At 46.7% G+C, this 13,544-nt stretch carries 14 protein-coding genes; 4 read left to right on the forward strand and 10 right to left on the reverse strand.

From position 1 onward, the window contains the following. Positions 1-9: 9 nt before the first annotated feature. The gene (locus ACQCVH_RS14815; protein ID WP_426836420.1) at positions 10-1,023 is read right to left on the reverse strand and encodes an MFS transporter; all 1,014 of its coding nucleotides are present in this window, start codon (positions 1,021-1,023) and stop codon (positions 10-12) included. Positions 1,024-1,282: 259 nt separating this feature from the next. Between ACQCVH_RS14815 and ACQCVH_RS14820 the strand changes: the two genes are divergently transcribed. Further along, positions 1,283-1,633, forward strand: coding sequence for a cupin domain-containing protein (locus ACQCVH_RS14820; protein WP_426836421.1), 351 nt, complete (start codon positions 1,283-1,285; stop codon positions 1,631-1,633). A 17-nt stretch (positions 1,634-1,650) separates the two neighbouring features. Here the strand turns inward: ACQCVH_RS14820 and ACQCVH_RS14825 are convergent, their stop codons facing one another. Next, the gene (locus ACQCVH_RS14825) at positions 1,651-2,478 is read right to left on the reverse strand and encodes a VanW family protein (RefSeq protein ID WP_426836422.1); all 828 of its coding nucleotides are present in this window, start codon (positions 2,476-2,478) and stop codon (positions 1,651-1,653) included. Between the two features lie 308 nt (positions 2,479-2,786). Between ACQCVH_RS14825 and ACQCVH_RS14830 the strand changes: the two genes are divergently transcribed. After that, a complete protein-coding gene (locus ACQCVH_RS14830; protein ID WP_426836423.1) occupies positions 2,787-3,245 on the forward strand; it encodes an NUDIX domain-containing protein in 459 nt (152 codons plus the stop codon). A gap of 469 nt (positions 3,246-3,714) precedes the next feature. On the opposite strand, the gene ACQCVH_RS14835 is transcribed toward ACQCVH_RS14830, so the two are convergent. The 3 genes from ACQCVH_RS14835 to ACQCVH_RS14845 form a co-directional block, all read right to left on the reverse strand. Further along, positions 3,715-4,158, reverse strand: a complete 444-nt coding sequence (locus tag ACQCVH_RS14835; protein ID WP_426836424.1) for a YueI family protein — start codon at positions 4,156-4,158, stop codon at positions 3,715-3,717. A 132-nt stretch (positions 4,159-4,290) separates the two neighbouring features. Beyond that, positions 4,291-5,574: an isocitrate lyase gene (gene aceA / locus ACQCVH_RS14840; protein ID WP_426836425.1), complete on the reverse strand. Its 1,284-nt coding sequence runs from the start codon at positions 5,572-5,574 to the stop codon at positions 4,291-4,293. A 119-nt stretch (positions 5,575-5,693) separates the two neighbouring features. Further along, positions 5,694-6,278: an SCO family protein gene (locus ACQCVH_RS14845; RefSeq protein ID WP_426836426.1), complete on the reverse strand. Its 585-nt coding sequence runs from the start codon at positions 6,276-6,278 to the stop codon at positions 5,694-5,696. Between the two features lie 774 nt (positions 6,279-7,052). Here ACQCVH_RS14845 and ACQCVH_RS14850 point away from each other — a divergent pair. Together ACQCVH_RS14850 and ACQCVH_RS14855 are read left to right on the forward strand one after the other, a co-directional pair. Then, positions 7,053-7,262: a hypothetical protein gene (locus ACQCVH_RS14850; RefSeq protein ID WP_426836427.1), complete on the forward strand. Its 210-nt coding sequence runs from the start codon at positions 7,053-7,055 to the stop codon at positions 7,260-7,262. Between the two features lie 62 nt (positions 7,263-7,324). Beyond that, positions 7,325-7,540, forward strand: a complete 216-nt coding sequence (locus ACQCVH_RS14855) for a hypothetical protein (protein WP_426836428.1) — start codon at positions 7,325-7,327, stop codon at positions 7,538-7,540. 53 nt (positions 7,541-7,593) lie between these two features. On the opposite strand, the gene ACQCVH_RS14860 is transcribed toward ACQCVH_RS14855, so the two are convergent. From ACQCVH_RS14860 to ACQCVH_RS14880, 5 genes are all read right to left on the reverse strand, one after another. Next, positions 7,594-8,328: a hypothetical protein gene (locus ACQCVH_RS14860; RefSeq protein WP_426836429.1), complete on the reverse strand. Its 735-nt coding sequence runs from the start codon at positions 8,326-8,328 to the stop codon at positions 7,594-7,596. A 36-nt stretch (positions 8,329-8,364) separates the two neighbouring features. Further along, on the reverse strand, positions 8,365-12,018 hold the full coding sequence (locus tag ACQCVH_RS14865) for a multicopper oxidase domain-containing protein (protein ID WP_426836430.1): 3,654 nt from the start codon (positions 12,016-12,018) through the stop codon (positions 8,365-8,367). A 9-nt stretch (positions 12,019-12,027) separates the two neighbouring features. After that, positions 12,028-12,333: a hypothetical protein gene (locus ACQCVH_RS14870; RefSeq protein WP_426836431.1), complete on the reverse strand. Its 306-nt coding sequence runs from the start codon at positions 12,331-12,333 to the stop codon at positions 12,028-12,030. Between the two features lie 13 nt (positions 12,334-12,346). Beyond that, positions 12,347-12,652: a hypothetical protein gene (locus ACQCVH_RS14875; RefSeq protein WP_426836432.1), complete on the reverse strand. Its 306-nt coding sequence runs from the start codon at positions 12,650-12,652 to the stop codon at positions 12,347-12,349. 98 nt (positions 12,653-12,750) lie between these two features. Then, entirely contained in the window at positions 12,751-13,506 is a 756-nt protein-coding gene (locus tag ACQCVH_RS14880) for a hypothetical protein (RefSeq protein ID WP_426836433.1), read from the reverse strand. Positions 13,507-13,544: the final 38 nt, after the last annotated feature.

Raw genomic sequence — 13,544 nt, forward strand, 5'->3', positions numbered from 1 at the left:
GGTGGCCCTTCACTTTGACTCCAGCTTTTGATTAAGCCAGATGCTGTAAAGCGGACTGTTAAGGCCTCTCAGTGTAAAACTGGTCCAATAAGACGCAAGGGCAAGCCAAAACTCCCCGCTAAGCGCAAAAATCAGTGTGCTGGCCGCAAGAGCTCCGTTAACTGATAGCAGCAGGCGGACATATCTCTGCTCCCCATCGCCATTCAATCTCCTGCTGATCCACTCGACCAAGCCGATATTCAGAAGCAAGGCAACTCCGTTGATCACACCGAACCAGAGAACGGCAGAGCTTTCGGCAAGCTGGATATCCTCCAGGAAATGGGCAGCCCATAACCGGTCGAAGCCTTCGCTTGCGAGTCCCCACATAAGGGCAATGCCAGCCATGCCGGCAAAAACCGGATTGCCCTTTACTGTCCTGTATCCTTTTTGGACGGCGCCGGCAAGCTGGGACGTCTCTTCCCGCTCCAGCTTTTCAAACCGGTGTTCAGGCATCCGGACCCAGAGCCAGGCAGCCAATACAATGAAAGAACCGCCCGCAATCAGAATGGCAGCCTGAACAGAAAAGAGCATCGATATAATCATACTTGCCATGATACCGGCAATTTTCCCGATAGAGGCAATCTGCGATCCTTTTAGAAAAAGCTTATCCAGACCCTTTCCTTCCACTTCGTCGGCAATCCACGCTTCTTCGGCACCGCTGAGAAACGTGTAGCCAAGGCCCCAGACAGCATAAGCTGTTGCGATTCCCCAGAATGCAGGCACCGATCCCTCCAGAAGATGAGCCAGTCCGAGCAGGATCGTTCCTATGATGACGGATTTCTTCCTGCTGACATGATCGGCTATGACTCCTGTCGGCACCTCAAACAGCACAATGGACAATTCCATAATTGTCCCAATCAGTACGAGCTGGAGCGGATTAAGCCCCGCCTCCACAACAAAATAAATCGCATTTACGGTAAAAATGCTCTGAAATAAAAATGCCCGAATTCCCGTGAGCCTAAAATATACTTTTTTTGCCTCCATTGCCCTTCCTCCGCTTCTCTTTCTTAATGAAAACTAAGAAAGTCCGAAACGGAGATCTCGTGACAAGCTCCCCGTCCCAGACTAGGAAACAAGCACCTCAATTATCATAATGAATTCCTCCTTGTATGCTGGCATTTGCTGCCTGATAAAGCTATTATAAGGCCTGACTCTAATATGACACACCTGTTTTTTTATAATTCCTTCTATTCTCTTTTTTCAGTTATAATAAAGGCTGAATCCATTTAAGGAGAGATTTTTGGTGAAGCTATTTCAATTCGATTCTGCCGGAAAAGAGATATCAAGGTTCGGCAGCCTGAACAGCTATTACACCCTTTTATCAAGGGAGATACCGGTCACGGTCGGCTGCATGCAGTTGAAGGAGGACAGCGTCCTTGGCATGCATCCTGCTGTCGGTCCGCAGCTTTTCCTGATTGTCTCCGGTGAGGGCTGGGTGAGAAGTGCGGATGGAGAACGAATAGCAGTAGATCCAGGAACGGCTGTTTTTTGGGAAGATGGGGAAGAACATGAATCCGGCTCTGCTCTTGGCATGACCGCCGTTATTATTGAAGGCCCTGGGCTTCAGCCTTCTTCGCAGCTTCAGCCCCTTTAAAGAGAAGTCCCGCTCTGTCAAATAGAGCGGGATTTTCCTTCCAGCAATGGCTCATACATCATGATGGCATGGTTTTCTGTTATATATTCGTCATCATACAGCTTTCCCTGCCGGTTATAGGACCGGCGGAATATTTCATTATGGCGGACATAACCGCCCCAGTAAGCGGGCGTAATGGTATGGCTGCGTTCATACACTTCATACGTGTATAGAGGCTCTGAAACCGTCCGCCATTCCCCGCACAGATTTGTCTCCGTCAGATAAAGGACCAGCTGATAAGGCGCATTTGTATCATTGGTTATCTGCAGGTCCAGATAATTATACGCACAGGTGGCGCCGCTCCCAAACGGCTGGGTGCGGTTTGAGTCCGGGAATACATCAAAGCTGTGGCGGTGCCTTTCCGTAACGGTCAGCGGCGTATGCAGAGTCATCCAATAAATCAGATTGGAAAGCTGGCAGAGACCGCCCCCGGTTCCCATCTTAAAGCTGCCGTAATGAAGTATCATGCCGGGCTGGTACCCTCTCCTAGCAGTCGGCCTGCCGATAAGCTTCCAGTAGCTGAAAGTTTCCCCAGGATAAATGACGATAGAGTTCAGCCTATCAACAGCAATTTCCAGGTTTTTAATTTTATTATATTGATAGGCCATGTCTACGTCCTTCAGCTTTCTTAGAAGGGGGGTCTGGTGCCTGAACACCACATATGGCTGAGCAGCTGCTTCTTTTTTTCTGCTGTATGTACGGGCGTCTGCCAGCCAGCGGCCATACCTTTTCCATGTATAAAACCACGTGCCGGCTCTGATTCTTAAGTCTGACCGTACTTTCGGGCGCAAATCGGCAATATTCATTCTTCCGACACCTCGCTTAGGAAAATAAATAGGGGAAAATGGTTTGTTTCGTCAAAAGGAAATGCATCCTTGAGTCAATTTCATGGTATGGAGACATTCAGACTCTATTTTTTTGAGTCAGTAAAAGTTCAGGAGCCTCTGTTTATTGGAGTGGAAGGCACGAAGACTCCTGCGGGATTGCAGCGGCAATGCTGAGACCCCGCAGACGCGGAGCGGTGAGGAGGCTCAGCGTCGCCCCGCGGAAAGCGAAGTGCCTGGAACGGAAATGAACAGACCCCATATGAATACTATCCCAAGGAGGATATAAAATGATCAGAACAGCTTCAAAAGCAATTATTATCAAGGATGGGTGCCTGCTTGCCATCAAGATGCATGACAGCGGGGAGGATTTTTATGTCCTTCCCGGCGGCGGCCAGGAAAACAGCGAAAATCTGCATGCCAATCTGCAGCGCGAATGCCTCGAAGAAGTCGGCGTACCTGTCGAAATTGGCAGCCTGCTGTTTGTACGTGATTATATCGGCAGCAGCCATGGCTATGAAGGCCACGCAGGACTGCACCAAGTAGAATTCTTTTTTGCCTGCAGCATTCAGGCTGAAGTCTCTCCGAAATCTGGAAGCATCCCGGATAAAAATCAGGTTGGGATTGAATGGCTTCCTCTAAAGGAATTGGCAGACCGCCCTTTATTTCCTGCCTCCATCAGGGAGCTGATCACTAGGCATGCAGATGGAGAAACAGGACTGCCTGTTTATATGGGTGATGTCAATTGACTGAAGCTTAAATCCTCTTCAGTCAATAAAAATAGATCATTTTATAGTATTATATCCTAATTAGAGTGACCAGGAAGCCTTAAAATAAGCGGAGTTTTTCCGGTTAGGCTGCTGACTATGGCACGGGTAGGTGTAAATAAGCGGAGGATTTCCGGTTAAGCGGAGCGAAGTTGCCCATTTTACTGTTTTCTGAGTCGATAGTCGGAATTTCTCCTTCTATTTGAGCCATTTTTAGAGTTTTTTCGAAATTAGGGGGATTTTCTCCGCTTATTTTCAATCTGTTACTGATTCCTCATTCAGGGGCGGGAAGGTCCGCTCTTTTTTGGCTGGACGGGGAAGAACCCGTCTTCTGAAAGATTAGCTTAGCACGACTTATAAGAATGGCAAGATACCAACAATCAATAATAAAAGAGTCTTATTTTAACAAAAAATGCTGAGGCGCATCACCCTCAGCATTCCCTATCCTTAGTCACTTTTGAAAAAGCTTCTGGAAAAATCCAGCCACCCCCTTTTTTTCCTTCTTTTCAGGCGATTCCTTTCGAGGCTTGTCACTGCTGATATAAATCTCTTCCTTATCTATCGCATGGTCATAAGCAAGGACAAGTCCAATTTCTGAATTATGCTCTTTGTTTGTGACAATGGTATATTCGACTCCATATTGTGACGCGAGCTTTATATACTTTGATAAGTAAGAGTAATTCATGTTCCCGTTTAAGTATAGATGGGCCGATGGGTTATCCTTCAGCGCAGCTTCCGCCTCCCGGATCGTCCCCTCTCTTCTGACCTGGGGCTGGGTGAGTGCAACCACAATCCGCTCCCTGATCGTTCCGAGGAATTTTCTCCGTTCATCCGGTTTTGTCTGCTTCTGCCCATACATTCCCTGCTTCACGTAATCATCCACATTTTGGGGCATCCCCGCACCTCCTCTAGTATCAGGCTACTATTATGTATGTTAATTTGTCTAAGAATGTGATGCTCCTCTTTTTACTATTCCTTTTCCCGGATAAAAAAAACCCTCCTTTGTCCAAGGAGGGAGAATCGAACGCTATTTGGACACCGTAAACTGTTCTTCCTCAGTCGAACCCTTCAGTGCAGTGGTGGAGGATGTGCCACCTGAGACAACCATGGAAACCTGGTCAAAATAGCCTGTGCCGACCTCCCGCTGATGGCGGGTGGCCGTATAGCCGAATTCCTCGCTGGCGAATTCCCTTTGCTGGAGCTCGGAATAGGCGGCCATCCCCCTGTCTTTATAACCCCTTGCCAGTTCAAACATGCTGTGGTTCAAGGCATGGAATCCTGCCAGCGTAACAAATTGGAATTTATAGCCCATCCCGCCAAGCTCTTTCTGGAATTTTGCAATAGTTTCATCATCCAGCTTTTTCTTCCAGTTAAATGAAGGCGAGCAGTTGTAGGCAAGCAATTTTCCCGGGAACCTTTCATGGATGGCCTCCGCAAACCTTCTCGCCTCCTCCAGATCCGGTTCGGATGTTTCACACCAGATCAAATCTGCATAAGGGGCATAGGCAAGCCCGCGGGCGATGGCCTGATCAAGCCCTGCCCTGGTCCGGAAAAAGCCTTCCGGCGTCCTCTCCCCCATGATGAACGGGTGATCATATGGATCGACATCACTGGTGATCAAATCAGCCGCATTGGCATCTGTCCGTGCTACCAGCACAGTCGGGACATCCATTACATCTGCCGCCAGCCTGGCAGCGATCAGATTTTTCACGGCTGTCTGTGTCGGCAGAAGCACCTTTCCGCCAAGATGGCCGCATTTCTTTTCTGAGGAAAGCTGGTCTTCAAAATGGACACCCGCCGCTCCTGCCTCGATCATCCCTTTCATCAGCTCAAACACATTCAGCTGTCCCCCGAACCCGGCTTCTGCGTCTGCAACAATCGGGGCAAACCAGTCAATAGAATGGTCGCCTTCACTGTGTGTAATCTGATCAGCCCGCTGCAGCGCCTGATTGATCCGCTTGACCACCTGCGGAACACTGTTGGCAGGATAAAGGCTTTGGTCAGGGTACATATGGCCGGAAAGATTGGCATCTGCCGCAACCTGCCAGCCGCTCAAATAAATCGCCTTCAGCCCGGCTTTCACCTGCTGGACAGCCTGGTTTCCTGTCAAAGCCCCCAGCGCATTCACAAAATCTTCCTCATGAACCAGCTTCCACAGTTTGTCGGCACCTCTTCTTGCCAGCGTGTGTTCAATCCGGACAGATCCCCGCAGCCTTAAGACATCCTCCGCCGAATATGGCCGCTCGATCCCCTTCCACCTCTTATCCATATCCCAGTTTTCCTGCAATGCGGCAGCCGTTTCATTCACCATTTTCATTCCTCCTTAATGTTATAATACAGTTTGAAACTTATGTTTTGTATTATATAACAGAAAATTCAAAAAAGGAACAGCTTTTTGGTGAAATTTTTTATAATCCTGCAAAATTGCATTTAGCGTGCAAGGCTTTGAATATCCGCCAGAATTTCTTCAACAGAAATACTTTCCTTTAAGCCGGCCATATCATATTCTGCCCGGATAAAATGATTCTGGTCAACCAGATACATTTTAGTACTGTGGGCTACTACACCGCCATTGTCCATTTTGATATTCATATTGAAGTTTTCCGTCACTCTCTTAATATCTGGTTCCCTTCCGCTCAAGAACTTCCATCCTTTAAAGTCTGCATGAAAATGATTGGCATATTCCCTGACTTTCTCTTCAGTATCATTTACCGGATCAAATGAAATGGATACAATTTCAGCTTCACTGCCAAAAAGGTTTTCATCTTTAAGTCTATCCTGCACCTTCTTTAAATCTGTCATGGTTAAAGGACAGACATCCGGACAGCTTGTGTAGAAGAAATTCACGAGCTTTACCTTGTTGTTAGCTGAATCATATTCTGAGCTCTGAATTGCTTCAAGGCTAAATGCTTCTACTTTTTTGATTTTCGGCAGGCTTCCACTTTCAGGCCAAAAGACATATGTCAGACAAAAGCCGGCTAATACAGCCAGTGTGGCAATAATACGGGCAATCATTATAAATCCCACCTATCACTTTTAGTTAATAAAGCCTTATACATATATTTATTCACCCATGAGGATTATGTTTGGCCGCATATCCCGTAAACCTTGTTTATTAGCAGCTGGAAAAGGCCCTGCACTCCCAATTCTTCTGTTTGCAGCATATGTACAAGCAAATTTAAGCAGGATACATAAATTAATACTATCAATACAGAAATGAGGTGATTATTGTGAGCTGTTATCGTTCCAGGGCATTCAATTGCTGTCATCAGAGAAAAGGCTGTGTATCACTATGCGGATGCAAGAGTCCATGTGATATTTCCAGATTTTACGGCTGCGGAAGCAAAAATCAATGCTGTTTTGATAGATTTTTCTGCTCATGCCCGAGAACTATTTGCTTTTAGATAAAAATCAGAGCCTTTGACTTTCAAAGAATGAGGGATGGAACTTTGAATAACAATCCAGAAAAATTCTGCAGCATTTGCCAAGGTGGCAAGGGAGAACGCACTTACAGCTACCTTCCCCACTATCAGAAAAAAGCAGGCCCGCATTTACAGGATGGCCTTAATGAGAATTACGCTTCAGGTAAAAACCTATATGCCGCATATCCAGAGTATAGTTCGTATGGCATTAAAAGCTTGCCTTATATTGATAAGCTCCAAATGCAGAGGCTCTCTCTTTCGGAATATGAAAAAATCATTGAACGGCATATTATTTCAACTTTAGGAGGAAGTGAAATGAAAGACCCTCATCATCAGCCGCACTGCTCATGCTGCGGAAACCATAAGAATGATCATTATGATAGAAACCATTACCACCACTCGCATTTTCACCCAGACAAGCATCCTTGCTCTTGCCATGACAATTTTCATCAGGATAAACATGCTTGTTCATGCCATGACGATTTTCACCATTCTCAAATGGCTGACAGCTTTTTATGTGATGACAGATTCCAAATCAGACTCGGCGGCCTGCAGGGAAATCTCGCTTTCCGCCTGAGACAGCTGATTGACTGTAAAGTAAAGATGCAGCTCGAATGCGGGGGCAGCTGTGAAGAAATTTTGGCAAAAATATGCTTTGTCGGCTCAAACTTTGTTGAGGTAAAAGTTACTGAGGTATTAGAAGCTGAAGAAGAGGAAGAAGACTTGGATGAAGAAATTGATAACTGCTGTGAAGGCAAAAAGAAGAAGAAGCAAAATAAATTCCGCATAATCCCTATGGAAGACGTTAAATGGGTAGAGTTTAAAGAAAACAACTGCAACTGCGGCCACTGCTGACATAGTAAAAAAATAAGGCTGTCAAGAAACTCCTGACAGCCTGGGGATTGCAGCTAGCTGCAGTCCTTTTTTATTTTTATCCTTATATAGAGAATTTCTTCCAACGGAATGTTCCTAGTCCTTCCTTTAAAACAGAAGCTAAGATATTCCCGGTGAACAGCCTTAATAATCCCTTTTTCCTTTAGAGCTTCTGTTACAAGCCCGATCTTTTGCCCCTCGAACAGGAGCAGGTAGATTTCCAGAGTCAGGCCAAAGAACAGCTGGATCAGCTCAGGAGAGGAAGAAACAACTCTTCCAAAATCAAAGGCAATGGACCTTCTAAGGCATGGTTCTATTTCTAAAAGCCTTAGCCCTTTGTCAGGCTCGGCGAACCGGTTGACAGGCTTGATAGCGCAAATATTTTCATAGGGGATAATGAGTTGATTAGCTTCTGATCTGATGATGGCAAAGTCCCTGCCTGCCAGATGAATTCTTCCTTTAAGTGTCTGGGGAAGCTCCGCGATCTGAAATTCAGCAACTTGTCCGGCAAGACCATTTAACGCCTGCTCCAGCACCTGGTTTCTTTCCCTTCCGGCTTCTTCATCTTCGCCCCTTAGCCCGATATCCAGCAAGAATTGGTTTACAGCATCTATTTTCGCTTCAAGCAGTTCCAGCTCCTCCATTGGCTGGCAGCCAGTGGGCGAAGGCAGTCCTGGCTGCTGGATTCTTGGCGGACAGCATTCAAACGGGATATCAAAATCATTATGAGCACATCTGCCCGATACATTCGTTTCTCCTTCTAAACTCATACAATTCACCTCCTAAAGAATAAGGGGCCTAACCCCTTATTCTGTTTTGTCAACCTGGATCCTGGCCAGACACTTTTGCAATTCCTGATGGACCCTCATAATGCCCCAGAATCCTGGCTCAATTCCCCATCGGATGTTGCCTGATCGGAACATATAATCTCCCGGGTAGCCATAAAGGCTTCCTGCTCCATATAAGAGCCGAAGGTCATTCACTCTTCCCATCACATTCTCGCCTTGAACGGATTTAATGGATGAATTCATGTTTGACGTGTCAATATGCCAATAATGCCCATGAACATGGAAGGTCTGCGTCCTTCTTCTTTCAGAAGGATAGGCATAACGGAAGATTATCGGATCATTGGGATAGGCCTGGAATACGGGTGTCGCCGGGTCTCCATGCACCTTGGAGCTGAAAAGGTCTTCCAGCCTCTGTACTTCCCTCCATCTGTTGATCAGCCTCTCGCTTCTGTAATTGAATCCTCTTGACCCCTGATCATACGTGTCAAGCAAGTCTGGTTCCTGTTCCACCTCGGGGATGATGGCATCGGTTGGATCGATTATCAGCTGATCCTTCTTGTCAACGAGGCGGACTCCGTCATGCATGATGACAACAAATTCTCTCGTATCAGGAAGCAGAGGATTTCGAAGTACAGCCTGGCTGCCGGATTTTACCGGGAGCAATGTCATTGGATCCAAGTATCGGGTTCCTCTCGGCTCGGCAATGAACATACCGAATGCCCCTTGGGAACGATGGCTGCGGATGTCCGCCATATCCCAAAGTCCGCAGGCTCCGAATGCTTCTTCCACAAACCACTTGTACGTAAATGACTCGCCTGGACCGACTGTTTGATCATAATTGAATCCCACTGTTTCGCCAGAGGAAGTCCTCACATCATAATCCAAAAGCTGGGGATGCAAAGAAATCCTCAAAGAAGGCGGGTAAGGTGCCTGCTCTTTTACCTGCGGATAAGGATAAATGCCATCAGCAAAAGGAAATAACCCCGGAACTAAGCGGTTGGTAAGCGTTACTTCTACCAATTCTCCCGCATTCCCCCGCAGGACAAGCGGCTCGGGATTCAGCCGCCCGGCCAGGATATCTGGCACATCTTCCGCCAGAGCAAAAATGACTGCATACGGATCATGATCGCAATACCGGTTGTAGATGACCTGATGCTGGAAGGCAACTACATGATATCTTCTTACTGGTGCCCCAGCTGGTGCAGTGCTTATTGCTTCGGGAGGCTGGCATGGCGGCAGCCCGGTGCATACAGGAAGCGGGCTAGTCTTTTGGGGTGGATCAGGACGATCCGGCAGCGGAATCAAGTCTTCTTCCATTTCGCTGTAAGCCCTGATCAGTCCCCATAAGCCATTCCACAGATCTTCCTCTGTTTCAAAAGCCCAGAAATAATCGCCCGCTCTCGGGATATAGGTTTCAAGGGTAAAGGACTCAGATATTCCAATAGTCTTTTGATCTTCCATGGTAGAGTCGAGCGTCCTCCTTTCAGAGAGCCACTTTAAGCCATGAAGATTAAAGCTGTGTGATTCCTCATGCGCTCCCTGCAGCAGGCGGATTCTGATTGAATCTCCCTTATAAGCCTTGAATACAGCAGTATAAGGATCTCCTTTGACAAATGAACTAAAGGAATAGGCCGGATCGCAATCTTCCCCGAGCCTGAATTGAAGCGGCTCATTCCTTAGATTCACCCCGAACACTCCTGGGTCGTCCAAAGAACCCGGGAATGGAGGCGGGGCCAAAGGACAGCCGTTTTTATCAAAAAGCATGGCGAAATCCTGGGCAAAGATGGCATAATCACGATAATCGGGAATCAGCGGATTTGTGACTGTAACCTCCACGCCCCTGTCCGTTTCTTCCCCTGTTGTACTATCCAGGATTTTCGAAAATCGGGGATGCACAACCCCGGATCCGAATACTCCGTGGTTTTCCTGAACCGTTGCAAACAAGTGATCATGGAAGAACCAGGCCTTTAGCTCCGTTTCTGCATACCACTCATACCGGATGGTTTGTCCCGGCAGCACAGAGCTGTCATAATTCCAGCCTACATTAGCTGCATCCGAACACAAGACATCAAATTTAACGAAATGAATGTGCATGCCGCATTCATACGTTCTCGTCACTAATTGAAAGGCGCTTCCATCCAGTACATTCGGAATGCGGTTTGTGAAGTTCCCCCGGATACAGGCGCCTGCCGGAATATGAAACACGAGCGGCTCAGGCTTCTTTTTGCCTGAAAGGACATCATCAAGGTCTTTGTCCAGCACATAGAATCTTCCGACTGGATCGTTCCAGCCTTCCCTGTTATAGGTAAGAGGCATCTCTATCAGAGAAATATCAAACTCGTAAACGACCGGATTTCCTAAACAGGAATCTGCAAATACGGCCCCGGGCCTGGCGTTTGGCACCGCAGCATTCCTCTCAAGCTCCGTCAAACCCCTTCCGCCGACAATGCCTAAAGGCGGCCTTGGTGCTTTGCTGCCTACCTTGCCGGGAATAAAGTTAGGAAACCCGGGCCTTTCTGCTGTGGGGACTGGAGGCGGAGGCCTATCCGGCAATGGCTGCAGGGCATGAATCGGTTCACCATTCGGGTAGCACTGGCTTCCATCCTGCAGGGTGTCAAAAATTCGCTGCAGGCCCCACATCCCGACCTCAAAATGGGGATACAGATGACAATGTATAATGATATCGCCGATTGCCTGCTGCAGACTGCCTGCACCATATAGCGGCGCTACTGTATAATGCATTTGCGGAGAAATCGACTGGGAGTCAATTAGTTCGGAATCGACATTGCTGAGATCTTTGAACCACTGATGCACATGATAGTGAAAAACGTGTGTTTCCTTAACTCCTCCATGGATCACCCGGACTTTCACAGGATCCCCTTTATAGGCCCGTAAAATCGGTGTGCTTGGATCGCCGAACACCCATGAGTCGTGATGGACTTCCTCACCGTCACATTCAGGACAGACAATCCCTTCTTCAATGAGCCGTTTTCGGTTTCCCAGAGGCTCATATCGATAATTGAACGCATGTGTCGACTCCCGCTCCTGCCCTGTCATCGGATCGAGAGGCCGGTTTCCCGTCAGATCCAAAGTCGGCTGCTCATCTGCAAAAAACCATGCATATTCCCGGAAAGAAGGCAGAAATGGATGGTGGATATCTGCGTATACCCCGCTGCTGATATACTTGCCCGTAACGGGATCGGTCCACCACGATCCCCTGGACTCTACGATTAGACTGCCATAGAGGCCATGGATATTTGAGCCCTCCTCAGAACTGACCGGATTGCCCAGATCTGAGAAAAAATAAATTCCTTCATTGCTTGCCCTGATGCGATAAAGGATTTTTTCACCGTATTTTACGGTTGTGTCCGGGTTGAAACCTACATTTGCCCCGTCTGAAGTCAGGACATTGTAATCAGCTTCCTGAAAGTGAATACCGGCCGGTTCCGGCAATTGGTTTTCAAAAAGTACCTCTACTTCGTCTCCCTCGTTCGCCCTTATGGTCAGGGGCTGTACCAGATCTACCGGGGAAAAGGGGTTTTTCCTCACCAGCTGTTTGACCTTCTGTTCGTTTTCCTTCAGGATATACATTCTTCCATTGGGATCATAATCGCCAAAGTTATTTAGAACCATCCTGATTGGAATGGCCACTATATGAAACTTTCTTTTCATGTTTTCACCTCAATCCTTCAGCTCCGGTATTCTCGGTCCATCATCCCGTTCGATATAGAAGGTTTCAATGGAGTGAATATGAATATGCCAAATGCGGTCTTCTAATTGGGAGAAATGTGTAGTTTCCACATCGAGTTCCAGCATGTCGTCAATAACACCAATAATTCTCCCGATAAAAGTAAAGGGGAAGGACGGAGTGAGCAGAAAAACTTTTCTTCCAATTCCATTAACAAAATGCTGAATCAATGCCGCGTCATGGATCACATTAATATTTTCCATCTGCGGGTGATGAGAAGGGTTTTCATGATTTGTCATTAGGGATTCCTCCTTACGTTAAAGGGAAAATGGTATTGCAGTCGAAGTCTGGTGTATATTGAGCAATTTTTTCTATAGGAAAGCTCAGCGGGGTTGGAAACTTGTAGAAGGGAGCGTTAATGAGTTTAATAGTAACGGGAAAGATGGTGATATGCCCATTCTCTACTTCAGCAATCGGGCCGCAAAAGATAGGGCGGAAGGTCTGGCCGAGCAGGTTTAGCTGATCTGCCTGTGTTATCAGGAGTATATCAGTTCCTTTTAGCCTTCTAAGCTCCTGGAAAAATGGATCATCTGAAGAATGTCTGGATTTTAATGACAATTTTAGTCCTCCTTTCAAAATCAGCACAACAATTGAATCTCATCTATAATCTATTCAAACCAGGCGATGATTCCTGGGTAAATTGGCACATAATTAGTCTAGCGCCTTAATTTGATGAATTCCCCTATAAACTGCAGGAAGCGGAGCGTCTGAACAGATTGAATCTCACCTACAGGGATTTCTTGTATATGTTTGAATAGTTTTACCCTGAGATCAGATTTGTCAGCTCTGTCAATCCTTCCAAAATAAACCTTATCAGAGGTGACCACCTTGACCATTGTCATTTTCCAGGACAATAGATTTGTGTGCAGGGTTTCTTCAAAAAACTGCTGCACAAGCGCACCCCTTTTATGAACAGTCCCCCCGAAATTACGCAGCAGTTTTCTCCTCAAATCATTATCATAAATAAAATGCTGATGAGTGTTTGAGTAGTTGGGAACACCATAGGGAATGGTTGCAGAATGGATCACCCGGTAAGGAATCCAAATCCGTTTCCTTAAATCTGTCAACATCACAAAATCCCTGCCTATTGTACTTACTTTACCTTCAAGCTTTGACAGCTCAGGATTGAAAAATAAGATTTCCACCTGCTGGTTGCGCTTTGATTTAAAAAATTCTCTTAATATAAGGGATTTTTTCTGCTCTTTGGCTCCTTCTGAGATGGCAAGCAGGTTTTTGTGATCCATGTACTTCATGAACATCCTCAGCTCTGCGCTGGTCATGGCAGAGTGAGGCGATGTTAGCCCGCTTCCTGGTCCAGAGATATTATTCATCCAGTCCTCTGTTTTTTGTTCTTCTTCCCTCTTTTCCAGCAGCTCCTTCAGATACATATCCAATCTGCTTTTACGGCTCAATTTGCTCACCCTCCTTAAAACGATATAAACCTGCAGCC

The organism is Bacillus infantis, assembly GCF_050107595.1.
Taxonomy (GTDB): Bacteria; Bacillota; Bacilli; order Bacillales; family Cytobacillaceae; genus Bacillus_AB; species Bacillus_AB infantis_C.